Below are 24,877 nucleotides of genomic sequence, written 5' to 3'. Positions count from 1 at the left end.
TGATAAACTCACAGGTAATCAATTATAAAGCACGGAAATATATTTCGATCCTTCATTTTTTGGTCAGGTTCATTCCATCCTCAAATATATTCAGCAGATTTTCGACATCGGTGTTGTCTTCCATGCCGAGCATGCTGAATATACTACCAATGAAATCAAGTAGTGCTTCGGCCGCTTTTATCAGCCTCTCTGAATAAGTGAGCAGCGATTCGAGACTGCCAAGAGGGGTTTCGGAAAAATCGAGGGCTTCAAGTTCGGGAATGTCCAGTGATCCGGTATCGATCTCTTCAACTGATATAGCAGCAGCCGGACAGATCGTTATCGCAGTAATTATTATCGCCGCAATCAGGATGATCCCGGTTTTCATTGATTAAATAGAAGAGACCGCATGAAATATAATCTTTTACCATAATCAGGGCGGCAGGGCTATACAGAGTAAAAGAAGAATCAATAATGAACAAAACATGCCTGCAAATGCTTCTCCAGGACTAAGACCGCTGTCGGGAAAAGGCCCTTCCGTCCTGATCCTCGGGAGTTTTCCGTCTGTCATCTCTCTTGAAAAGGGAGAATATTATGCAAATAAGCGGAACAATTTCTGGCAAATTATGGAATCCCTGTTCGGGATAGACCGGGATCTTCCGTATGGCCGGAGGATTGCAGAGCTTTCGAATCATGGAATTGCACTATGGGATGTCATATCCGGGTGCTCGAGGGAGGGCAGCAGCGATTCGGGAATAAAGGATGTCGTCCCCAATGACATCCCCGGATTCCTGCGTGAAAATCCGACGATAAAATGCATCGCATTAAACGGAGTCACCGGTGCCGGAAGGTGGTTCAAAAAGATCTACGGCGATCTGCCGGAATATCCGGATATTACCGTAGTGGTCCTCATGTCGACAAGCCCTGCAAATGCCGGCTACACGTATGAAGAGAAATTATCGGACTGGAAAAAAATCGTCGGGTTTGCGGGAAGAAAAGATTAATCGTTGTCTGTAGGAAAGCTGATGATCCAGATCGTACCGCCGTCGCTGCGGATCTCTGCTGTTCCGTTGAGCTGAAGTGATACGATGTTCCTGATGAGATCGAGACCGATGGATTCCGTTTCGCCTTCGATATACGGCCGGTCGATTCCGATGCCGTTATCAGAGATTCTTATGTTGAGGATTTCGTCTTTACAGGTATAGTTGATCCGGATTTCGCCCGATTTTTTTCCTGCAAATGCAAATCTCAATGAATTTCCTATTATTTCGTTAATTACCAGGCTGAGAGGGACCGCTTTGTCGGGGCTGATCAGGCAGTCCTCACCGGTTACCTCAAAATGAATATCGATCCCCATACTATAGTCCTGGATAAGCTTCTCTCCGAGGGTCATGAAAACGGTCCTGATATTGATCTTTGAAAGATTTCCCGACTGGTACAGGTTGTCATAGATAATAGACATCGATATTATCCTGTTGCCCATATCCCTGAGTTTTTGTTTCGTTTCGGTCTCCATCGAATTCATGGACTGCATTTCTACGAGACTTGTTATCACGGCCAGATTGTTCTTGACCCTGTGGTGGATCTCTCTTAGAAGGATATTTTTCTCGTCGAGCGAATCTTTAAGTTCGATCTCGGTCTTTTTTAGCTTATTATTGTAGACAAGAGAGATGAGCAGGATGGCTGCAAGAGACAATATCAGGATTACTATCGCGGTTGCGAAATTTTTCGGGATGGCAACCATGTATGAAGGTCTGTTGAAGAATTCGGTTTCCGACGGGATATTGTCGTCTTTTATATCGTATTTTTTAATATCGTCGTAATTAAGTTCAATTTTGGAGGGTGTTTCTGTTTCAACCGGGATGTCATTCGGATCGGTTCCATGGATTATTTTCATGGCCTTTTCGGATGCCGCTTTCCCGAGTTCATATGCGGATATCTGGTAACCTCCGGAAACTCCCAGTTTATTGTACTGGTCCATTACAGTATATACCGGGATTCGATTCTGATTCATGAGAGTGATGATGTAGCGGTCGGGGTACATCTTATCCCCGTTTTCGTTCAGGATGCTGTAAGTGAAGAAGATTACTGCCGAATTGTCGGGGAGTTCCTGCACTTCACGGAGCATTTCCCCTGTACTCAGCCCCTGGCCCGAATACCTGACCTCAATCCTGTCTTCATATTTTTTCGTGATATTTTCGGTCTGTCTGCGGACGGTTTTCCCTGTGAATGTATCGTCGGTCACAAAGTATATTGTATTCAAATCCGGGTGCAGCCTGAGAACCAGATCTATATTCTCTTCGATCGGAGTTTTTTCGATTATTCCGGTATAATTGGCAGGCAGATCATCGAGAATCCAATCATAGTCGTTTATGCCTGTAAAAACTACCGGCACTCCCGGAAACATCTCATCTCCGTATTCTCTCATAAACCTGAGTGCATTGTCATCCGATACGATAATTACACCGGGTTTGTTGCCTTTTAATTTGTATGAGTAAAGGTTGTAGAGATTCCTGAAATGAATATCGTCAGAGATGAATTTTGAGTCCATAAACTCGGTAAGAACATACACCCCGGGTTTTTCGCTCTCGTTCAAACCGGAAATGATACCGTCATGGACTCCGTCCGCCATGAGTTTACTCCATGAAAAATCGAAATCATATGAGTTGATATAAAGAATCTGCTCCAGATCGCTTTCTTCCAGGCATGAAACGTGGCCGGGAATAATAGTTACTACTATTAACAGAAGAAAAACGGCCGCCCATAATCTGCCCATCGATCAATCCCATCCTATAATTCTGGTTATATTATTATTAAATTATTGAACTCCAAATAACTGCTATATGGATAATCAATATTGCATCAGTAATGGTTAAAATATTATTCTAATTGATTTTCCATATATGCCGGACACCTATAGATGGATCTGGAGATTCCGGATGGCAATCAGAATTTATTTTTAAGCCACGGATAAATATTAATAATCGGACTGGTTGTAAAGATGAGAACTCCTGAAAATTTAAAGAACCTGCTCTATCCTCTCCTGTCGATCGCTTTGCTGTTTGTAATCCTGATCGGGATGAAAAGTGCGGCCTATTTCATAAATATTATGCTGATATCCGTGATCCTTACTCTTCTTGGAATTCCTATTATGAAGAGGCTGAACAAGGCCGGGCTTTCCGATATCCTTTCGGTGACGATAATTATAATTCTTTATATCGTCTGTATCCTGGCTTTCGTATTCCTGATCTATGAATCCCTGTACGTTTTCATATCGAGACTGCCGGAATACGAATCCCTTCTGACAGAGAGACTCTCGGAGTTGATGGATATTTTGGCCAGGTTCAATATTTCAGGAGATATGGTCGCATCTGTCCTGAAACCCGACTGGAATGCAATTTCAAAAATGGTTCTTGAGGTTGTCGCAGGAGGATCGATGCTTGCCATGGATCTCTTCTTCATTCTTGTAATAACGTGCTTCGCTCTCCTTGAAGTGCACAAAATGCCGGGAAGGATTGAAAAAGTTTACGGGGAAGGCTCGGGTAAGGTCGAGAATGTAAAAGTCATTATCTCTAATATCATCAAATGGCTCGTCGTAAAGACCAAGACGAATGTTGTTCTCGGGGCATCGTTCGGGGGAATGCTGTATATTCTCGGGATCGATATGGCGGTCTTCTGGGGTCTTATGGCGATTATTTTAAGCTACATCCCGTATGTCGGCCTGATAATTGTTTCAATCCCCGCGATATTTCTCGCCTGGCTCCAGCTCGGGGTATGGGGTGCGGCCGTGGTGATCGTAGGCATCTGCATAATTAATGCGGTGGTTGAAAATTTCGTATTCTCCAAATTTGCAGCAGACAGTTTCCAGATTCCGCCTTTGATCGTAATCGTTACGATCATCCTGTGGTCGTGGGTTCTCGGTCCTGTGGGGCTGTTTCTCTCGGTTCCGTTCACTGTAATAATCATCGCTCTCCTGCAGGGAAGTCCGGACACGAGATGGATAACTACCCTTCTTGGATTCGACGAGCCGGGGCAGGCTGAGGAAGAATAATTTTTAATTTTATTTTTTTCTTTTATCGCAGGCAACCCCTCGCCGCGTGCCGCCCTGCAGACCCGCGGATCGGCCCCGACCTCGGGGCCTCTTCGTGGTGATATGCCGCTCAGGGGATAGGCGGGTATCCCCTGAGCGGAGAGATGTCATAAGCTCATGGCAGGTTCGGAATGGATTTTTTTAGAACGAAATCTCGTCCTATACCTTGGGATGTGTGGATACTGAATCCTGGGATCTGCAAAACAATTTTGAGATATTGCAACCCTGACACCTCAATAAAATCTAAATATCTTCAGGAAAACATTACATCATTTCCCGGAGGTGTAAAAATGGGATACCGTTGGAGAAACAAACAGGAAGTTGATGAGGCCGTCGTCGTCGTAATGAACTCTCTTGACAACGAAGGCACTTTAAAGGGATGGCTTGTCCGGACATTGAAACAGTCGATTGCGGATTCGGATGCGGCACTGGGCACATATTTCTACGATGAGATAAAAGATCATGCTCCCGCTGCGCTGAAATTTTTCGAGATTGTCGAGGGGTGATTCTCAGGAGATCTATGTGAGTTCACAAATGATGTTTTGACACCTGATTGGTGTTCACCTAAAACCTTTTTTCGGGTTTTGATTTATTTTTATGTGTTTGTGATGATTTAGCATTAAATCGCTTTGTGATCTAAATGAAACAGTGTATGAAACCTTCGTTTCATGAATGCATCTGAGAAATCTCTATTATGACTTCCGGAATACAAAGTAAATATCATAAGTTCGTTCGGAAGGGGGGTCGAACTTGTCTCGGGAGAGGTATCTGAGTCCTTATATCAGATCTTACGTTTTGGTGGATGTTGTAATGTATAGTGCAGGCATTCCTGTAAGGGCGTGATGTTTACCTGCTAACTTGGGCAAGTTTAATCTGTATTTATCAAAAAGTTACTGAGATCCCGAAATTTCCATATTTAGACTCAAATCTTCATACGGTTTTCTTTAGAAATTTAAGCTCGATCGGAATTTAGTTTATCTCTGCGTTTTCCGCGTTTGAAAGTTGCTGTTCTGTATCCTTCTTTGAAGTTACAGGATCTTTTCCCGTTTGTTTTATAATCTCTTTGCGGGCAGTTCCGGCTACCTTCCCTCCACGGTTTGCAATCTTCTGGCTATCTGAAAGTCCTGATGGATTTTCTGATTTGGATATCTCTGTTGTAGTAGCTTCTGCAAGCATATTCAGGACAAGTTCAAGATTTGTCATATTGTCGCGGAGGCTTTCTTTTCTTAGCTCTTTTAACTGTTTATATTCTTTTGTTGTCATTCCGGACCATGCTTTAGTGATTTCATCTGTCAATATCGCATAGTCTGTTCCTTTTTCAATTCCTGCACGATCCCATTCGTCCGTTAACTCTTTACGGATTTCAATGGTCTTTAATCGCTGATTTATCCACTTTTCAGAGTATCCTTTCCTTCGGTAGGTCTGAAGAGCCCTGTCTATCGTAAGTTCCGGATCGGCGATCTCATCTACCCTTTCTTTTCCTACTTTTGCAAGCCATATCTTAAACGGTTCTGCTTTAGGGGAGGGTACTGACTGGATAAGCCTGAACAGTTGTTCCGTGTCGGCAACATCAGTCATTCTCATTTTCCCGTCCGGAGCAGACATCTTCAAACCGTGACAATTTGTCACGGTTTGGTTTCCCTCTGTTTTGAGTCGCTGTTTAAGTTTTCTCCAATATGCTGTGGGATTTTTGCTTTCAGTAAGTACTGCCAGTACGTCGATGATTGAGAAATACCATTTCTCATTCTCACTATCCCATGCTGTCCTGATATTTTTCTGGTCGAATATTTTTATTGCCGTTTCAGAGCCTATAGGTATTTTCTTCTCTTTTTCCGTCATTGGCAAACATCCATCTTCCCGGTCACGGCTTCATAGATCAGGGAATTTTTGTATTCTTCAAGTTTTCTGATGAGTGTCTCTATATTGTCGGGGTCATCCAGCAGTTTTTGAAATGTGAATCTGCTTGTATTGTAGAACGAATAGCCGGACGCTTTCTGGAGAAATGTCTCTTTCATTGCAACTGCTTTTACTTTGGAATTCTTCTCAAGAACGGCATCTTTTGTATCTGCAAGTACACAGTCAAAACGCCTTATGACAGTCAGGGGAAGAATCACTTCTCCATATTCATGAGGTTTGTATGTTCCGGTCAGTTTATCTGCTATCGACAAGATAAGATTGGCTCTTTCGCTTACGTTTGCGCTTAGATTTTCCATATTGACCATTTACCCGCTATCAGTATCCGATCTAAACTGTGAGTTTTAGTTTTATAAAGTATAACACATTGAAATCGGAGGCCCAGTTATCAGATCTATTTACGACAAAATTAAGATCGACCTTTCGATCGCTCTGTTTCCTGGGAAAAATCTGTGAAAATTGATATCTGCCAACCTGGTGATTTCAGAAAAAAACTTGTTTTTCAGATCAGACAATATTGAATATATGTTCCTCAAGCCCGGCTCTCTCTTTCTCGATCTTTTCCAGGAGTTTATGATATACATTCGGAAATACAAGCCCTTTTTCCTTCATGCCCGAATATTCCTTCTCCTCCTTCATCATAATAGAAAGCCGGAAATAGTAGTCCTCGATATCTTTTGAAAGCTCGGGGTACCTCGCTGACATATCTTCGATTCTCTTCTCCGACCTCTCCGAGATCCTGTGCAGTTCTTTTCCGGCCTCGTCCACAATTTTCTCCGGGAAATCCAGTTCTGAAGTGATAATGTCCATGGCACCCTCCACCTCCGTGGCCGCAGAACTCAATACAATATATTTCTGGTATTCGGTTGTAAGTATGAATTTTCGCAGGTTTTTGGCAAAATGGGAGTTCTTAAATGTCCCCGAGAGGACGGCTGCTGTTTTCATAGAGATCCTGTATTCCGGGGAATCAGGTTTGAGAATATCACGCGGAGGCACAATTCCTGCCATTACATCGTCCAGCCTGAGATTGATGAAATGCCTCATCTCGTCAAGAACGATCTCAGAGATATAACCGCCTTCATAAAACTCCTCGTAGAAACTCCTCTCAACCATAATCAGCCGAATCCACAGGAACTTTTTTAAAACTTCGTCATCCGGGAGAATATTCTGGTATATTTCCTGTATGCCGCTGCGGGCATCTGTAATCTCACGGGAATACTCATCCCTGATCCTGCCGGCAATCACCGGTTCCACCTTATTCCGTGCTTCAAGTCTGTCGAGAATCTTGAGACCCGCCGTCTTTGCATGGATGATTCCGCTGTAATATTCGTATAACGCGATATTGCTCGGCCGGTCGAGACCAAGTTTCGCTGTAAGCGGTTTTGTCGTCGTCCCCTCGACGATAACGGTAAACAGGACGACCCCGACTGTCATCATCACGATCTCATCCCTGTACGGCATATTCTCGCTGATCGAGAGCGCAAGTGCGAGTGCAACGGCACCGCGGAGCCCTCCCCAGAAAAGTGCATGCTGGTAATTTAGCGGGATGTAACCCCTGCCTTTGAAGAGATTCATGACACCCGAAAGGATATAGACCACCGCGGCCCTCGATATGAAGACCGCGACCAGTGCGACAGGAATCAGGAGCAGGAGTTCGGTTTCGGAGCTGTAAACTGCCAGTATGTTGGCGGTTGTAATTCCGATCAGGAGAAATATGAGACTGTTCGCAAGATATGCGGAAAAATCCTGGAAATCCGACAGCCCTTTGCGTTCCTCCTTCTTAAGCCAGATCGAGGAGAACCACCCGACGATTAGTCCTGCCGTAAGCACCGCAATTATTCCGGACACCTGGAATAGCGAGTCCGCCAGGAGATAGGAGGCATATGCAATTATCATCGTTATAACAGACGATATGACTGCATCCTTCCCGGACAGGGCGATGAGACTTCCAATCAGGATGCCTGTGAATATTCCCGTGAGGATTCCGCCGAAGAAGCTCCAGAATATCCATTCCGTTCCATAGACAACTGTGTAGAGATCGAAGGTTCCCACACTAATGATCCCGAGAACAAGGCTGAACGTAACAAGGGCAGATGCATCGTTGAATACGCTTTCACCTTCGAGGATAGTCGTAAGTCTTGCAGGAACTCCTATGTTTTTGAAGAGCGCTATGACCGAGACAGGGTCGGTTGCCGAGATCAGGGCCCCGAAGAGCATCGCATATATCAGCGGCACCGGGGTTGCATATCCGACTATACAGCCGACAACCAATGCAGAAAATATGACTCCGGGAATTGCAAGAATAAGTATCGGTGCAATTGTCTCTGACATCAGCCTCTTGTTGATATGAAAGGCAGCTTCGAAGACGATGGGCGGCAGAAAGAGAAAGAGTATAATTTCTGATGAGAGCACAAAATCGAAGAGGTTTTCGATTCCTGAAATGTTCCGGGATATCGCCGTAATTACAAAACCTGCCAGGAAAAGGCCGATTGTGTAGGGCACTTTTATCTTTCTGAATAATATTCCCGCGAAGATTGCAATGAAAAGCAGGAGAAGTATTATCGATATAATGCTCTCTACGTCTGTTCCCGTCATAATCGTTACTCAAAAATTATTCTTTTCTAATTAATTCGGTTTTCTGCTGATAATGATTCCTGACCGGGAATTCTCCGGCCATCCCCGGCCTGAAGAAGTTATTGACGGCATCGTGAAAGGAGGGTTTTTCTATAAGTTGTAAAATAATATGAACCAATGGACCCGTTGCCCGTTGTTAATGCCGAATTCCAGATCGCTCTCCTTCTTCTCGTCGCCGTGGGCGGATACCTCATCGCTTCGTATATTCACCAGTCGGCGGTTGTCGGGGAGATCATACTCGGGCTTATCGTCGGCCCGAGCGTCCTCGGTCTGATCACCTACACCGACCTCGTAAGTGCCCTTGCACAGATGGGTGCGATCATAATTCTCTTTGTAATCGGGTTCGACTTTCATTTCAGCGACATACTAAAGGGCAGGTTTCTTCTTATCGGGATCTGCGGCGTGATCCTCCCCTGGATTTTGGGCTTTCTGACCGCCGATGCATTAGGATATCCTATCGAAGGATCGTTCTTCATCGGGGCCGCACTTACGGCGACGAGCATCGCAATTACCGCGAACGTTCTCAAGGAGATGGGCAAACTCCATACGCAGGTCGCAAACGCGATAATCGGGACCGCGGTAATCGACGATATCCTGGCATTGATCGTCCTCTCGGTGACTCTCGATGTTATTTCAGGTGCAACGTCGTTTGTAGATCTTGCTCTTTCGGTCGCAAGACCAATTGCATATATCGCTGCTGCGGCGCTTTTCGGACTATACGTGGTGGATCGGCTTATCGAGAAGGTCGATTCATCGGAGATCGCGGTGATCTTTCCCGAGTTCGTATTCCTGTTCGGGCTTTGCATCGCATTCATCTATGCACTTGTCGCAGACTTTTTCGAATTATCCCCCATGATCGGATCGTTTATCGCCGGCGTTTCCATAAACAAGGTCTCGCTCAAGCACAGCCTGAGCATCAAGAAGGGATCTGAATTTTTGTACATCCCGTTCGCGGCGATATTCTTCATCTCGCTCGGGATTCTCGTGGATATTCACGAGGTGACAACCGCGATAATTCCGTTCATCATCATTCTCACCGTAGTTGCGGCTGTTTCCAAATTCGTCGGGTGCAGCATACCTGCAAGGGCTACCGGGATGGATCTTCACGACTCCCTGACGGTCGGAGCGGGAATGATTCCACGCGGGGAGATGGCTATGGTCATAGCGCTCGTCGGACTTTCGATGGGAATAATCGGGCAGGATGCGTTCATATCGATCATCATGGCCAGCCTGATCTGCACGATAATTACACCGTTCCTGCTGAAAGACTGGCTCTTCAGGGAGAAGCACGAGTACCCGGAGGAAAGCCGGTGATATCCTTATGCTTTTTCAGGACAGATCTGTCAGGGGAACTCATACAAAATGGCCGGCGCAACAGATCAAAAATCAGTTTTTACCAGGTATTCGACCCTGATCCTGGGGCTGTTTTTTATGGGCCTCGGCATAAGCCTGATAACAAAATCGTATCTCGGGACGTCACCGATTTCAAGCGTTCCCTATGTTCTCTGCCTGGTATTTCCCGTAACTTTCGGTGAATTTGCTTTTCTCCTGGGTGTATTCTTCCTTCTTATAGAGATCATAATTTTGGGAAAGGGTTTTCCGAAGATCCAGTCTCTCCAGGTATTCGTCGGACTCATTCTCGGGTTTTTCATCGATCTCGGGATGTTGATTTTTTATTTTGTCGATCCGGTATTTTATCCCGCGAAAATAATCACGCTTCTTGCGGGATGCGTTGTTCTTGCACTGGGAGTCTACCTGGAGATAACGTCCGGCACTTTCGTCTATCCCGGCGATGCGGTTGTCAGGATAATCGCGGAAAAAGCCGGAAAAAGGTTTGGAACGGTCAAAGTCGCATTCGATACGACACTCTGCTTCACCGCGGGAGCGATTTCGTTTTTTTTCTTCGGAACACTGAAGGGTCTCGGGGAGGGAACACTCATCTCCGCACTGATTGTAGGGTACATAATAACGGCAATAAGCGCCTTGTTTGTATTTTTCAGTCACAGGCGGAACCATTTTCAGCGTGACAACTGATCTTTCATAACGATTTTTTCTTCGGCAAATGATCGCCGGAGGACTTCAGGCCGGTACCATTATTTCCCGGTTTCTCCCGTTACAACTGAGAAAATACCCTTTTGGCGAGAATAAAGGTATAGTTTATCTAATCTTAGTGCCCATTAGTTAGTGGAGACCGTTTATGGAAACCAGTAAGTTGTATGTCGGCAATCTGACATACTCGGTAACTGAAAAACAGTTGGAAGAATTGTTTTCTCAATATGGCGACGTTAAAAGCGTTAGAATTATTGAACGTAAAGGATTTGGATTCGTTGAGATGGGCTCGGCCGAAGAGGCTGAGAAGGCAATGGCCGCCCTTAATGAAACAGAGTATGAAGGACGCACGATGCGGATTGATGAAGCCCGCCCGCCGCGCCCGAGAAGCGATTTCAACAGAAGATATTAATTCTCCTGAAAATCTTTCTTTTATCCGGATTGTTCGACGCACCCCGGATTGTTATCCTATAAATCCGTCAAAGATATGGTTCCTAAGAGCGATACTATTCTGTGACCTTTGAAAGGTATCCCGTAGTACTTGTTCACGGCTGGAAGAGCGGCCCGGAGATCTGGAAAGATCTTGCAAGTAAACTTGAGGATGAATCGATACCTTACTGGAATTTCAGTTTTACCGGAATGGAGAGTTCCGAGCCTGTCGCGATCGCGATGGCTCTCCGCGATTATATCCGGGATACCCGCAGGAGACTCGGGTACTATGATTATATCGATATCGTCTGTCATTCTACGGGCAGCTTCATCGTCAGGTACATGCTTGAGGTGATCGACGGTGTATCGAAAGAGGAGAAGGTCAGGTTTTTCATCGGCATAGGCCCCGCGAGCAACGGTTCGTCGATGGCAGAGCTATTCAACGATCCCGTCCACGGCCCGGAGGTCCTGCGAAACCTCGAGGGAGTGTTCGTTCCAAGAAAATACAAGCCTGAAGAAGACCTGATCGTGCAGGGTCTTCGTCCCGGAAGCCCGGAGAATATGGAGATCCGTGCATCGGGCACACGTGACGATATCATGTACAGGGTGATCGTATCGTCCAATGAAGAATGCTGTCCTGTGTTTTTCCCCCCGTTCAGCGGGAGAACCTGGGTATTCGGTGAAGACGGCTCATGGGATACGACATTCCGTGGCGACGGGGTCGTTGCGCATGTGGATTCGTTCATACCCGGCGCCGGGGCGGATATTATCCCGAAAGACCAGGAGAAGTTCGGCTCGGGGCCTTTCCGCTACTGTCACATCATGCTGCCGAAGAATAAAGAAGTAATCGAGAGGATCATGAATTATCTCACCGATCCCGATACGGAACCCGAGTTCTTCTGCTGATGGTGATAATTCAGGGTTCAGCTGCCGCCCGACTCCATCTCCCTGATTAGATCTGCAAGGGCCTTCTTTTTTGCAGGGTTCTTCTCCTTAATAATTGCCACTGAGATTACCGGGATTATCGTCTTTCCTCTTTTTTTAAGTGCTGAGCTCGCAATCGTCACGATCTCCGGATCTGTGTCGAAGAGTGAGTGAAGAAGCGGCCGGACGGCACTGATGTCATCGATGCCTGCAAAGACTTTGGTTGCTCCCATCCGGTTTTCGGGGTTCGGGTCCTCGAGCAGCTGGGAGATCATGTCGATTGCATCCTCACCTTTTAACTGGAGCTCTATCCACCTCTTTTCCTTAACGAGGGTTGCAATCTCCTCCTCTTTCGATATCTCCCTGATAAGGAATTTAAGAGCCTCTCGTCTTGCAGGATTTGAGGTCTGCCTGCAGATCTTTTCCAGTTCCGGTATCGCTTCTCCGCCGGTATTCAGCAGACCGTGCCGTGCAGTAACCGCGATCCTCTCGTCATTGTCAAAGAGCATCTCCGAGAGGGGGCAGACTGCCTCTTCTCCCCCGATCCTCGAGATCACAGAGATCATCTGTCTCTTTGTCTCCGGATCGGCGGAGTTAGTCCTTTCGGAGATATATTTGATCGCCATTGGTCCTGCCCCGGCAAGCGCGTTCCAGTCTCCCGCCTCTATAGATTTTTTAATGAGATCTTTCTGGTCGATCTCCCGGATTATCGATTCGAGCTCTCTCTGCCGCCCGGCATCTTTTTCCTTCGAGGCGATCTCCGTTAGCGCCGGGATCACACTCCTGCCCATGTCAAGGATCCCCTGCCTTGCAGTCCCGGAGATGTCCTCATCTATGTCGAAGACCGCATTTGAAAGAGACGGCAGGACCTTCGTTCCGCCGATCCCGATCAGGGTTTTCAGTGCATCCGTCCTCTTTTTGGAGTAGGGGTTTCCGATAATCTGTGACAGGGGTTCGAGTGCATAATCTCCTGACTTCTCAAGTTCGCTCCATCTTCCTTTTGCCGCAAAATACCATGCGATATCCCTACTGTCGGCAGGTTTGAACTGCATCTTGTCCATGGTCGCGGCAATTCTCTCCCTAAACTGGTCGCTGCCGTTTCCTTTCAGCTCTTTGAGAAGGGCCGGCTGTGCAGCTTTTCCGTAACCGACAAGAGAATCGGAGGCAAGATCCGCGAGCGTATCCTCGGAGTAGTTCAGGACCGATACCAGGGGGCCGATCGCCCTTTCGTCTTTGATCTTTGCAAGAAGGCGGACTGCAAGGGTCTTTACCCCGGGGTCCGGATCGGCAAGTGCGGAGTGCAGTGCGTCGGGAATTCTTTTGTCCTTCGAATCCTTTGTAAATGCAAGTATGAGGGCCTTCCTGACCTCGGGATTCTTCTCGCTCTTGATCCTGTCGTATACGGCATTCACTGCCTCCGGGTCTTTGCTCTTCAGTATGGTCCTTGCTATGACGACTCTCATTTCTGTCCGGCCATAGTTCAGTGTCCTGATCATCCCCCTGATCCCAGGTTTTCCGATTTTGATAAGGATTTCAGCGGTTTTTGCCTGGAATTCCGGTTCGGCGTTGTTCATGAAACTGAGGAGGGGTTCGACGGCAGGCTCGCCGATCTTTATGATCTTGGCAGTCGATGATGATTCGGCTGCAGGATCGCTGCTCTTCAGGCCGACGATAAGCATTGAGACCTCCATTGCCGCCTTCTTCTTGAGTGCGAGCTCCTTTTTGATCAGGTCGTCGATCTCGTTCTGGGTGAGCTGTTTCTTGATGTCCTTCGCGGCATTCTCTTCCTTCTCCGAGGATGCCCTTTTGATGAGATCGTCGATCTCGTCCTGGTTGAGCTTTTTGCCGAGCAGTTCCGTGGTATTTTTATTGCTTACATAGGCCGAACGGTGGATGAGTTCGTCGATCTCATCCTGCGAGAGCCTCTTCCCGAGGACCTTTGAAGTATCTCCTTTCTTTGCCTTGAGTCCCTTAATCAGATCTTCGATCTCGTTCTGCGAGAGCTTCTTCCCGAGGATCTCCATTGTAGCGAAGTCGTCCGCACCTATAAGGCGGTCGAGAAGGCTGTCGATCTCCTTTAGCGACAGCTTCCTCTTCAGCAGGTCGGCAGTCTCCCTGCTGTACTCGCGAATCCTGTCCTTCTCCTTTTTGATCTCTCTCTTCCTGTAGACTTCCAGGATCTCCGATGCATTTCTCCGGACCTCCTCGTCGTCGTCGGCGAGAAATCTCTTGACGACCGGGACGATCTTTAAATCCTGGAGTCTTGACAGGACACTGAGCATTCCCAGCTTCTCCATCTTGGTCCCCTGGATGCTGACTCTCTGGATCTCGTTCATCAGGAAGTTGAACATGAAGCCGCTGATGCGGACAAGGGCGTCCATTGCCTCAATCCTGACGTTGTACTCGGAATCGTTCAGGGCCTTTGTCCCGAAAGGAATTCCGGACGGATCGCTGATCCCGCCGAGAGCCCTGAGGGATGCAATCCTGACATCCGGGTCGTTGTGCGATACGAGGTTTTCGATGAAGGGAAGGGCGATGTTTCCCATCTTTGCGACCGATTCGGAGCACTCGTTGCGCACGGTCTCCTCGGGGTCTGCAAAGTGCCTGACAAGAACGGGCAGGGTTCCTTTATCCCGGATTTTTCCGAGGGCATAGGCGGAGGCCCTTCTGACCTCGTGATGCTCGTCTTCTATTGTCTTTACGAGCGATTCGATGGCATCTTTCGCGTACAGGTCGCCGAGCGATTCGATGGCGACAGTCTTCACGTTCTCCTTTTCGTCGTTCAGGAGAAGGATCATGATCGGGATTGCTCTCTTCCCGTGCCCTTTGAGATTTTCGATAGCCGTTATTCTTATGATGTCGTCTTCGCCGGAAAGAGAGGCAGAGAACCTTTCAGCCATCTCCTGGTTATAGCCGTTCTCAATGAAAGCGTGATGCCAGTAATCCCTGGAATTATATTCCCGGATCTCGCTCTCAGTTGCCGAATCGCTTCCTGTTTTTTCCGCGGATTCCTTTTCGTTGGTGCTGAAATATTCGAGAGCCTCCTGTATTCCTTCCCTGATCTCAGGGGAGGATTTGTTTTCTGCCTGTCTGAGGGCTTCATATGCCGGTTTTCCTATGGAATACAGGACCTTTACGGCATTTTTTCTGATATTGGGATCTGTATCCCCGAGATTTTCGATGAGAGGAGTGAGTGCCGTCCGGCCCATTAGTTCGATCTCCCTTAAATCGCCCTGGAGGATAAGCGCCCTGACTTTTTCATTGTAGCTTGCAGGTCTCCATCCCGCTTTGCGGAGTGCCCATGAGGTCTCGACCTGAACGTCGTAATCGCGGTCGTACATGGCGCCGGCAAGATAATTCATGAGTTCCGGGTCACGGGTCTCGGCTACTGCATCGATCGCAGCCAGTTTGACTTTTTTATCGGGGTCTGCCAGTATTGAAAGGAGAATTTTTTTGGATTCATTTCCTTTTGTCCCTGCCAGAATGCCGGCGAGTTTTATTCTCACTTCGGAATCGGCATTTTTTAGCCCGAATTTTACCGCTTCAAGTGCGAACGGTCCTGACTTTCCCAGTTTGTCCCAGTCTTCGTCAGCCATATAGAAAAAGGCCATCTCGACGGGATTGACTGAATTCCAGTTCAGTTTTTTCAGCGATTCGGCCGCCTGTTTCCTGACTTCGCGGTCATCGTCCTTAAGCATATACAGAAGCATGTTGACGAAATCGGCCTTCGGGTTATGGATATAGCCGATGGATATGGCGGCGCCTTTCCTTGCTTCGGGTGTCCCGTCCCTGATCATCTTTGAAAGAGGAGTTGTGATCTTCCCGCCGTTGCCTATGATGTATGCGATTGTTCTTGCAGCACCGTCCCTTGCATTCTTCTTTCCCGAGGCAAGAAGTTTCAGAAAAGTATCGATATCCCCTTCGCTGTATGAGCCGAGGATCTCTGCGGCACCGTCCCGGATATCAGGATTTTCGCTGTTCAGGATATTTAAAAGCTGCAGGGATGCGGGTTTCCCGATCTTTTTCAGTCCATCGATCGCTGATCTTCGCTCTCGTTTGTTTCCGGATTCCAAAAGATTCAGGAGTTCGGCGGTGTTTTCGTTCACAATTTATTTAATCTATATGTGAATAGTGACATTATACTTTTGATTGAAATCAGGATGTTATTGTTTCCTAAAAATGAGATCTGCGCATGGCGGACGGGATTGTGAAACCGGTTACTCTCGTTCCTCCGGATAATTATTATTTATTTATCTGAATTTTTTCTGTCAGGAACGATTATTACATTCGACCTTGAATATTTCTCCACATTCATGGATTTCTTTGAGATAACAAACAGTATCATAATACTTTTTATAATGATGGCGATAGGCTATGCGGCCTACAGGATGAAGGTGATCGACAGGCAGGGTGCGAAGGGCCTTTCGAGTTTTCTGGTAAACATCTCTCTTCCGTGCCTGATTATAGTCTCAATGCAGATCCCCCTGACCGATGAGACCTTCGGCAGTACTATCGAGATGTTTGGGGTAGCGGCGGTCTATTACCTGATCTCATTCGCCTTCGCATTTGCGATTCCCCGTTTTCTCTCAAAGGACATCCACGAGATCGGTGTGATGAAGTTCATGCTGGTCTTTTCCAATCTCGGGTTTATGGGAATTCCGGTTACAGCCGCGATCTTCGGTACCGGTGCGGTGTTTTATACTTCTCTTGTAATGCTTCCGTTCGGTCTTCTCGTATTCTCTGCGGGAATCCTGATGCTGAGGCCGGACATGGGGAAATCTCTCGATCCGAAGCTGTTCCTGAATTCCGGAATATTGTCGTCGCTGATCGGCCTCGTATTCTTTTTCACCGGATTTTCGATACCGTCCCCGTTTATCGACGTTCTCCAGATCCTCGGGGACCTGACGACACCGCTTGCGATGGTCGTCGTCGGTGCACTTCTTGCCACTCTTCCTATCTCCGGGATGTTCGGCGATCTCAGGATCTATTTCATAAGTTTCCTTAGGCTTATTGCAATTCCGGTCGTCGTCTATCTCGTTCTGACGCCGTTCGTGAAAGACCCGCTCTTTATCGGGATTGCGGTTCTCTTGGCATCGATGCCCGTCGCCGCTAATTCCGTTCTCCTGGCCGAAGAGTATGACGTCGATTCGACCCTTGCCTCGAAGGGTGTTTTCATCTCGACAATGCTGAGCCTGATCACTGTTCCGGTCGTTGCCGTTCTTTTGATTTCTGTTTGAGTACGGGAGGGGGTGATTCTCCTTTTCTTGACCCTCCCCCTCCTCGCGATATGTCGCAGACCGAGGGGCTTAACCCGTTCAAAAGATTAAGAGAATTATCAGTTAGCGATCTAAGAAAAGAGAATAGGGTCGCATCGAAAACAAAATCTAAATAATCTCTACTTCCAATTGTCTTTCAATGGACCCCGTTCCGGTTTTGATCATCACACTGGCATACATAACAATCCTCGCCTTTTCCAGGAAAGTACCTACATTCCTGTTCCTGTTCACAGGGGCCGTCCTTATGGGTCTTCTTGCGGGATTCGGATTCGAACAGGTTCTTACGTGGGCGATAGAAGGAATGGGGAATATCTTCTCTTCGTTTGCAGTTATCATACTGTCCGGAATCGTCATCGTGAGACTGCTGTCCGACCAGGGATTGCTGGATATAATAATCTCCGGATTGCGTTTCGGCATAAAAGATCGCGGTGTGAACGCCGGAATTATCGGCTACATCCTCTCGATCCCGACTACATGCTGCATCACCACTTACCTGATGATAGCCCCGGCGATGAAAAAACCGGGTGACAAAACTCCCGGATCAAACAGGCCCCTCTATCTTGTAGCGGTAGGCAGCATCATATCATATGTCCTGATATTTCCTACCCCTGCAACGATACCTCTCCTGACCGGTCTTGCGCCTGATTATCCGGTCTTTAATTTTGATGCAATAACAATCCCTCTCTCTTTCGGGATTCTCGTAATCATTCTGCTGCTCTCCGGTTTCCTGTACCGGAAGACAAAAAGAGAGCCGGTTGAATCCGTGCCGCCGGAAGAGAAGGTTCCTGCCAATATCAAGATCCGTGCATGGGCCCCTTTTATCGTAATGTTTGCAGCGATACCCGTGGGACTGTTTCTTCTGCAGCTTTCCCATCTTATCCTCACGCAATTCATAATGCTTGCCGGAATGATAACGGCACTTGCACTTGCCCCTCCTGATATCAGAATGAAAAGCTTTTCAAAAGGTGCCAAATTTGCAGGGTTGATCCTGTTTGATTTCTGTTCCGCGGGAGCGGTAGGGAAGGTGATAGTAGGTTCGGGTATAGCCAACGGCATAATGGATTCGATGATTCCTGTACTTCCTGATATCCTGGTTCCGTTCATAATCGCGGCAGTCTTCGCAACCGTTCAGGGGTCCAGGGTAGTGACCGCGGTGATCTCGTCTGAGATAATTGCCACCGCCGGGCTTGCAGAAACACTTCACCCGGTTCCGCTGATACTCATGATCTCGGCCGGAACGTGCTTCATCTCATACCTCACCGATCCGTACTTCTGGCTTGTGCAGAGAACCACAGGCGATGACATCACGACGGTGATGAAGCATTATTCCCTGCCGCTGGCAGTTGCAGCGGTTATCATATTCGCTGTCGCTCTTCTTCTTACGGCATTTTTCTTTCCTTATGTCGAGAACGCGGCTCTTTTAGCTGGATAAAAAAGGATGTATGTAATTGTCCCTGAATGTCTGTCGGTGCTTAATATTCAGAATTATTCGCTGATTCCCGGAAGATATCTCCCCGTCGGCAAGTGCTGACAACAGCCTCCAGACAGGATCTTCCTGCTGGGTCGCCAACTGGGTCGGTAACTGGGTCGGTGGCAGGGCATCCAGGCCGGAACAAAAAAAATGAAAATCCTATTCATCACCAGTCTACCGTTCATTACTGTTCACCCCCAAAATGGAACAGTAACCTCCCTACCGTTACATTTTTCTATAAACATGGTGCAACAGTAACCATGGATCTGGAGGAGCTCATCTACTTAATACAATCCGGGGAATCCGAAGTTCTTGAATTCAAGGAATCGGCCGGAAAGAATATCCATCATGAAATCGCCGCCTTTTCCAACTCCGACGGCGGAAAGATAATCGTCGGAGTATCGGATACGGGAAAGATCGTCGGTACAGATGTAAAAGATGCGATCGAGAAAGTTACAAGCTCGGTTCAGTCGATAATACCTCCGCCGGCAATAAAGACACAGAAGATATCGGTAGATGACAAAGACCTCCTCGTAATCACCGTCGACAAAAGTTCCAACCTCTGCTCGATTGGCGGAATCGTATATATCAGAACAGGCACAGGAGTCAGGCCACTCTCACTCCAGGAGATTGTAATGCTCTCATCGGAGATGGGAACCATAAACTGGGACGAGATCCCCATGCTCCCAAAGGAAGACGCCCGCTCCGATTATATCGACTGGTTCTTTGAGAGGGTGAAGGAGACTAGGGGAAAAACAATCGCAGATGACAACAGATCCAGATATCTCAGGAGTGCCGGGGCTATAAGAAACGACAAACTCACAAACGCAGGAATATTGTTCTTCACTGAAGCTACCGAAAACATCGCCTATGCAAAGATAAGAAAAGTGGGCATGAGTGAAGACGGGCCCATGTGGAGCGAGGAGTATGAAGGGCCCGTGTGGAAGGTTATCGAAGAGGCATACGAAAACCTGATGAGAGATATCAAAAAGATCGATGTAGTCACGGGGACGAGGAGAATTAAAGTCGAGGAATATCCCCCGCGGGCGATTCGTGAAGCACTCATAAACGCCGTCTGCCACCGGAACTATACGATCAGTGCGGATGTGAAGATTCTCGTATATCCCGACAGGTTCGAGATCAAAAATCCCGGCGGCCTCATGCCCGGAGTGGATATCAAAGATCCCGAACACATCCCGAGAAATCCGTCATTGTCAAACCTCCTCTATGATTCGGGCTACATCGAACGATACGGATTCGGAATAAAGATGATCGAAGAGGAGGTTGAGAACCACCCGATGTGCTCGGTTGAATTTAAGGCGGGCCCCTCCACATTTTCAGTAATTTTCAGAAAAACAGCCTCTTCATCCATAGACGATACGGACAACCAGATCCTTAAACTGATAAATGTGCCGATGAAGAGCGGAGATATCGCAGCGAGACTGAAGATCTCCAAAAATACGGTTCTCAGGAGGATCGAAAAACTGGAAAAGCTCGGTCTTGCCGAGAAGAAAGGTTCGGGCTCACATACATATTATACAATCAAGAAGTAAACGGCCGGTCCCCCGCGAAGCATGCCCGTCTCTTCCGGGTTGTAGATCTCAGGGAAAAACCAGAGCCGAAGCACTTGAAAACATAAAAGACGCTGCAAAAGGTTACCTGGAAAGCCTGAAGAAACATAATGAGCCGATACCCCTGTCAATATATGAAGAAACCGTAGAAATTAGCGCCTGATAAACCCTTTTTTTACCCGATCGGGATTATGCCTGTTTTCAAATTTTGGAATATATACAGGGAGGGGGATGATTCCCCCTCCCTTTAACCCTCCTCCTCGTGGCGATAGGTCGCCGACCGAAGGGCTGACGCTCTTTCGAAACCCCGGGCGACCTTCGGTCACCATTTGTGAAAAGTATTTTTTGAAGGATGGATTTTTGTCCCTCCGACTCTTTTTTCTTTTCGATATGATCTAATGTTTAATCCCGGCCGAGGCTACCCGGAGGGTAGCGTCCAGGCCGGGCTATCGTGATTGCGAAAATTCGCGTAGCGAATTGAGCACAGGGCTGCCCCGAAGGGGCTTATGCCCTCACAAAAATCAAAACAGAAAGAAAAAGGAAGGAAATATTTTCTGTTCAGGGTAAACCGATCGACTTCGCCCTGAATTGTTTGCCGACCGAAGGGGCTTTGCCCCTTTCGAAACCCCAAAAATTTGATTTATGGAAGTCCAATCGACTTCGCCCTGCATCGTTTGCCGACCGAAGGGCTTCGCCCTTTCGAAACCTATGGCGACCTTCGGTCACCTCGGAAAAAGGATTCAAAAAAAGGAAGGAAATATTTTCTGTTCAGGGTAAACCAATCGACTTTGCCCTGCATCTCTGCCAGACGACACGGCCGACGACCTTGTATGCCTGTTCGAGATCGTCGAAGTTGGGGATTCCGGATTCCTTGAGATGTTTGATACCCGCTTCCATGCACTCTCCGCCGAGGAGCGTGCCGATGACCGGGTTGTCGGTCTTCTCCGAAAAGTTGACGATCGCCTGTGCAAAGTGCTCGGAGTCGAGAACAAGGTTCGGGAAGCCGATCACGAAGGCAATGTCCCAGAGATCTGAGTGTCTTGCAAGAACATCGAATACCTGGGTGAAGCGTTTCTCCGATGCATCGCCGAGAAGGTCCAGCGGGTTTGCATGACTCCAGTAGTCTGGGAGGAACGTGTTGAGCTCTTCGATAATCTCCTTCGGAAGATCGATGATGTTGATTCCATACATCTCTGCATAGTCGGAGGACAATACGGCAAAACCGCCCGCATTTGTAATGACGATTGCCTTTGTTCCCTTGAGCGCTCCGGTTGGTGATGCGGGTGCCGCGAGGAGCTCGGCGGCCTCGAATGCACCCCTGAGTGCCCTTACCGGGATTACGCCCGACTTGCGGAAGGCTTCCATATAGACTTCGTAAGAACCGGAGAGCGATCCTGTATGCGAGGAAGCTGCGGCCTGGCCCTTCGATGAAGAACCTGATTTGATAGCGATTACAGGCTTCTTCTTCGCGACCTCAGATACAACCTCCATGAACTCGCGTCCGTCGGTCAGCTGTTCCACGTACAGAATTACCGCCTTGGTGTTTTTGTCCTGCTCGACGAATCTCAGGTAATCGATGAAGTCGAGATCCGACTGGTTTCCAACCGAGAATACAGCCGAGAATCCTATATCGTTCTTCAGACTCCAGTCGACGACAGTATTGATGATCGCACCGCTCTGTGAGATGAACGCGATTCCACCCGAGTCCGGCGATTCGTGAACATATGTCGTATCAAGCCCGCGTGGCGGAATGATCAGGCCGAGGCAGTTCGGGCCGACGATCCTTATATTGTAGCTCCGGGCGATCTCAAGCATCCTGTCTTCGAGCGCCTTTCCTTCTGCTCCAGTCTCCTTGAAACCGGCGGTGATTACGACCACGAGCGGAATACCTTTCTCCCCGCATTCCTGCATGATCTTTGGGACCTGTAAGGCCGGGACCGTGATTACGGCGAGATCGACAGGACTTGGAATCGAGCTCACCGTCGGGAACGCCTTAAGACCCTGGACCTCGCTCCTCTTGTTGTTTACCGGGTAGATCTGACCGGGGAAGTGGAGGAGATTATGCATTACCGCATATCCCATCTTCTTCGCATCGGAAGAAGCACCAATGACTGCGACCGATCTCGGGTTGAAATACTCCGGCGGAACCGTCTTTCTCTCTGCCTTGGCCGGGGGTTTATAGTCGTCATCGATGATTATCCTGGCATCGACCGCACAGGCCCCTTCTTCATAGAGACGAAGCGGGTTGATATCGAACTCCTTTACATTCTCGCTCTCTTCGAAGAACTTCGCGACCGATTTTATGATCTCGACAAGTGCTTCCTCGTCCTTCGGTTTCATTCCGCGGTATCCAGAAATCAGGGGGTAGGCATTGATCTCGGTGACCATCGTCCTGATATCGTCTTCGTCTACAGGGAGTATTCGGAGGGTGACATCCTTCATGAGTTCGACAAGCGTGCCGCCCATTCCGAACGTGATTACCTTGCCGAATGCAGGGTCGGTCTTTCCGCCGAGAATCAGCTCCAGACCCGGTTTTGCCATCTCTTCAACAATTATTCCCTCTATCTGGGCATCCGGGTTGTAGGCCTTTGCCGATTCGACTATCTTATTATATGCATCCCGTGCGGCGTCCTTTCCGGTAACTCCCACGATGACACCGCCGGCATCACTCTTGTGAACGATCTGCGGGGAAACAATCTTCATTACGACAGGGTAGCCGATCTCGGCACCTGCTTTTGCGGCTTCTTCTGCACTCTTCACAATCTTGAATTTGGGGGCAGGTACGCCGAAATCCCTGAGCAGCTGGTAACCCGCAGCCTCGCTTAACATTCTCTCTGACATTGAAATCCTCGTAATTTTTCTCCCGTTGCCTGTACCGGCAGGGCGGTTGAAATCCCGCTCTTCCGATTACAGGAAAAGAGTGTTTTCTCTAGATGGAATTATGTTCCAATCATTTGTAAAAAACATTTTCTTTCGTTTTATTTTAAATATTGCGTCTTAATCGTCAGATGGTGCTTATATGTCCGTTTTTTTCCCAGCCTGAAATGAAACAATAATATCAGTCGGTTTTCTAAAATCTACATGATTTATAATTATAAATACAGCCCTATACAACTTTTAGTAATTTGTGTGAATAGTGTCATGAACGCAGATTCGCATAGATCTCATCTATTGTTCAGGCGCGGTCTGAACTATGTCCCTCCCAACCGCGATCAAATGGTTCTGATTTCGGGGTAAAAAACTCGTTTACAAATGAGAATTTTGGATTCAAGGTAGGATCTCAGTTTTTTCTCAGCCTGATGATCGCTGCTGCCGGGTACTCATTGTCATCGTCCGGCACTTCAAAAAACCCGTCGACAACAAATCCGTTTACGAAAGCCAGCCGCAAAATTTCCTGCAGCGGCCTGTGATAATAATACTGGAGCACCGGCTGCCCCCTGATCGCTTCACCCTCATAGATTGAGGGCGACAGGTATCTGCCGTCCGGCCTTACAAAGCACGGGTGCTGTAATGAAAAAACGAAAACTCCGTCCGGTTTCAGCAATTCGAAGACTGCTTTGAATAAAGGTTCTATATCGGAGATATCCATTACCGCCATATTTGCGACCGCTTTATCGAACGGCCTGTCCTTTTTTAAGGTCATAAGATCTTCGGATTTTGTGGCGTCGCATACATGAAATTCAATTTTATTTGAGTGGGCCCGGCGGCGTCTTTTAGCATGCGAGATCATCTTTTCGCTGTAATCGAATGCGACAACTTCGGCACCGTTTTCTACAAGGCGTTCTGAGAAATTTCCTGTTCCGCATGCGATGTCGAGGACGAGGTCTCCTGCCCGGATATCGAGAAGCTCTTCCGTATGCGGCCTTATAATATTGCGATGGAAATGATTCGAATGATCGCCCATCCTGGCATCCCAGCAGTCAGCGTTTGCCTCCCACCGCGATCTGCTCTCCTCTGTGGTTTTGTCGAAGTCGTTCATTTTCTCCTGAGAGAGTGGATCAAATATCCTGTTATTCTTTTTCAGGGATCTTAAAAGAAGGCTCAGGTGAGTTTCTAAGAATTCGAAGATCGTGAATAGCTAAATTAAAAGATGAGTTTACGCGGGTGGAGTTCCGCCGTCCGGGGGTTGCATGCCGCCGCCATTCAGGTTCATATCAAACTGTCCTCCGCCGGCGGGTGCGGTTCCGTTGAATTGTCCTCCATCGGGCATTTGCATTTCCTGTCCGGGTACACCGCCCGGGCCGCCGCCTTTTCCTGAGGTGCTGTTAAAGGAGGTGGTTCGGTTTCCTCCTCCCCTGTTCATACCTCCGCCGCCTCCCATCGTCATTCCGCCGGTGGAAGAGCCTGCATAGGTCACGGTGCCGGATATCGTGAAGGTTGTATACTGGCTTCCGCCGGAGTATGTTCCTCCTGAATATAGACCGTCAGTCGCTGTTTCCGTCGAACTTCCGCCCGAGTAGACGACATATGTCGTTCCCTCATCGAGATCGGATGTGCATAACAGTACTGACTGGTAGGTCTTTGCAGGCGAGAACGTCAG

General features: G+C 47.9%; 19 protein-coding genes and 1 pseudogene. 10 read left to right on the top strand and 10 right to left on the bottom strand.

Annotated features, from left to right (window positions below; all coding sequences use genetic code 11):
• Positions 1-52: 52 nt before the first annotated feature.
• A complete protein-coding gene (locus METPAY_RS11230) occupies positions 53-367 on the bottom strand; it encodes a hypothetical protein (protein ID WP_048152614.1) in 315 nt (104 codons plus the stop codon).
• A gap of 97 nt (positions 368-464) precedes the next feature.
• Between METPAY_RS11230 and METPAY_RS11225 the strand changes: the two genes are divergently transcribed.
• A complete protein-coding gene (locus METPAY_RS11225) occupies positions 465-983 on the top strand; it encodes a DNA-deoxyinosine glycosylase (RefSeq protein WP_048152612.1) in 519 nt (172 codons plus the stop codon).
• Here the strand turns inward: METPAY_RS11225 and METPAY_RS11220 are convergent.
• Positions 980-2,755 (bottom strand): ABC transporter substrate binding protein, encoded by a 1,776-nt coding sequence (locus tag METPAY_RS11220; RefSeq protein ID WP_048152611.1) that lies wholly within the window; start codon positions 2,753-2,755, stop codon positions 980-982. The two genes, METPAY_RS11225 and METPAY_RS11220, sit on opposite strands and share 4 nt — an antisense overlap.
• A gap of 225 nt (positions 2,756-2,980) precedes the next feature.
• On the opposite strand from METPAY_RS11220, the gene METPAY_RS11215 reads away from it, so the two are divergent.
• Together METPAY_RS11215 and METPAY_RS11210 are read left to right on the top strand one after the other, a co-directional pair.
• Positions 2,981-4,030 (top strand): AI-2E family transporter, encoded by a 1,050-nt coding sequence (locus tag METPAY_RS11215; protein ID WP_048152609.1) that lies wholly within the window; start codon positions 2,981-2,983, stop codon positions 4,028-4,030.
• A 329-nt stretch (positions 4,031-4,359) separates the two neighbouring features.
• Positions 4,360-4,575 (top strand): hypothetical protein, encoded by a 216-nt coding sequence (locus tag METPAY_RS11210; RefSeq protein WP_048152607.1) that lies wholly within the window; start codon positions 4,360-4,362, stop codon positions 4,573-4,575.
• Between the two features lie 463 nt (positions 4,576-5,038).
• Here the strand turns inward: METPAY_RS11210 and METPAY_RS11205 are convergent, their stop codons facing one another.
• From METPAY_RS11205 to METPAY_RS11195, 3 genes are all read right to left on the bottom strand, one after another.
• Positions 5,039-5,908 (bottom strand): BRO-N domain-containing protein, encoded by an 870-nt coding sequence (locus METPAY_RS11205; protein WP_048152605.1) that lies wholly within the window; start codon positions 5,906-5,908, stop codon positions 5,039-5,041.
• A complete protein-coding gene (locus METPAY_RS11200; RefSeq protein ID WP_245611638.1) occupies positions 5,905-6,282 on the bottom strand; it encodes a type I restriction-modification system subunit M N-terminal domain-containing protein in 378 nt (125 codons plus the stop codon). The genes METPAY_RS11205 and METPAY_RS11200 overlap by 4 nt, the downstream gene beginning before the upstream one ends.
• A 208-nt stretch (positions 6,283-6,490) precedes the next feature.
• A complete protein-coding gene (locus METPAY_RS11195) occupies positions 6,491-8,578 on the bottom strand; it encodes a cation:proton antiporter (RefSeq protein ID WP_048152601.1) in 2,088 nt (695 codons plus the stop codon).
• Between the two features lie 156 nt (positions 8,579-8,734).
• On the opposite strand from METPAY_RS11195, the gene METPAY_RS11190 reads away from it, so the two are divergent.
• The 4 genes from METPAY_RS11190 to METPAY_RS11175 all read left to right on the top strand — a co-directional run bounded on the left by METPAY_RS11190 (position 8,735) and on the right by METPAY_RS11175 (position 12,001).
• Positions 8,735-9,931, top strand: coding sequence for a cation:proton antiporter (locus tag METPAY_RS11190; RefSeq protein WP_048152599.1), 1,197 nt, complete (start codon positions 8,735-8,737; stop codon positions 9,929-9,931).
• A 48-nt stretch (positions 9,932-9,979) separates the two neighbouring features.
• Positions 9,980-10,651, top strand: a complete 672-nt coding sequence (locus METPAY_RS11185) for a YczE/YyaS/YitT family protein (protein ID WP_048152598.1) — start codon at positions 9,980-9,982, stop codon at positions 10,649-10,651.
• A 163-nt stretch (positions 10,652-10,814) separates the two neighbouring features.
• Positions 10,815-11,078 carry an RNA recognition motif domain-containing protein gene (locus METPAY_RS11180; protein WP_013329105.1) on the top strand — a complete coding sequence of 88 codons (264 nt, stop codon included), beginning with the start codon at positions 10,815-10,817 and terminating at the stop codon, positions 11,076-11,078.
• A 101-nt stretch (positions 11,079-11,179) separates the two neighbouring features.
• Entirely contained in the window at positions 11,180-12,001 is an 822-nt protein-coding gene (locus tag METPAY_RS11175) for an esterase/lipase family protein (RefSeq protein WP_048152595.1), read from the top strand.
• Between the two features lie 17 nt (positions 12,002-12,018).
• Here METPAY_RS11175 and METPAY_RS11170 read toward each other — a convergent pair whose 3' ends face one another.
• A complete protein-coding gene (locus METPAY_RS11170) occupies positions 12,019-16,125 on the bottom strand; it encodes a HEAT repeat domain-containing protein (RefSeq protein WP_048152594.1) in 4,107 nt (1,368 codons plus the stop codon).
• Positions 16,126-16,332: 207 nt separating this feature from the next.
• Between METPAY_RS11170 and METPAY_RS11165 the strand changes: the two genes are divergently transcribed.
• On the top strand, positions 16,333-17,256 hold the full coding sequence (locus METPAY_RS11165) for an AEC family transporter (protein WP_048152592.1): 924 nt from the start codon (positions 16,333-16,335) through the stop codon (positions 17,254-17,256).
• Between the two features lie 178 nt (positions 17,257-17,434).
• The gene (locus tag METPAY_RS11160) at positions 17,435-18,727 is read left to right on the top strand and encodes a GntP family permease (protein WP_048152590.1); all 1,293 of its coding nucleotides are present in this window, start codon (positions 17,435-17,437) and stop codon (positions 18,725-18,727) included.
• On the opposite strand, the gene METPAY_RS15735 is transcribed toward METPAY_RS11160, so the two are convergent.
• Positions 18,716-18,829, bottom strand: a complete 114-nt coding sequence (locus METPAY_RS15735) for a Fic family protein (RefSeq protein WP_394296521.1) — start codon at positions 18,827-18,829, stop codon at positions 18,716-18,718. The two genes, METPAY_RS11160 and METPAY_RS15735, sit on opposite strands and share 12 nt — an antisense overlap.
• 197 nt (positions 18,830-19,026) lie before the next feature.
• Between METPAY_RS15735 and METPAY_RS11155 the strand changes: the two genes are divergently transcribed.
• Entirely contained in the window at positions 19,027-20,319 is a 1,293-nt protein-coding gene (locus METPAY_RS11155) for an RNA-binding domain-containing protein (RefSeq protein ID WP_048152588.1), read from the top strand.
• Between the two features lie 786 nt (positions 20,320-21,105).
• Here the strand turns inward: METPAY_RS11155 and METPAY_RS11150 are convergent.
• From METPAY_RS11150 to METPAY_RS15535, 3 genes and pseudogenes are all read right to left on the bottom strand, one after another.
• Positions 21,106-23,178 (bottom strand): acetate--CoA ligase family protein, encoded by a 2,073-nt coding sequence (locus METPAY_RS11150; RefSeq protein WP_048152586.1) that lies wholly within the window; start codon positions 23,176-23,178, stop codon positions 21,106-21,108.
• Between the two features lie 439 nt (positions 23,179-23,617).
• The gene (locus METPAY_RS11145; protein WP_048152584.1) at positions 23,618-24,316 is read right to left on the bottom strand and encodes a class I SAM-dependent methyltransferase; all 699 of its coding nucleotides are present in this window, start codon (positions 24,314-24,316) and stop codon (positions 23,618-23,620) included.
• Positions 24,317-24,433: 117 nt separating this feature from the next.
• Positions 24,434-24,877, bottom strand: a pseudogene (locus METPAY_RS15535) (carbohydrate-binding domain-containing protein); the annotation flags it as partial.

This window comes from Methanolacinia paynteri (assembly GCF_000784355.1).
Taxonomy (GTDB): domain Archaea; phylum Halobacteriota; class Methanomicrobia; order Methanomicrobiales; family Methanomicrobiaceae; genus Methanolacinia; species Methanolacinia paynteri.
Note: the sequence above shows the minus strand (reverse complement) of the source record. Positions and strands in the feature narration are given on the sequence as shown.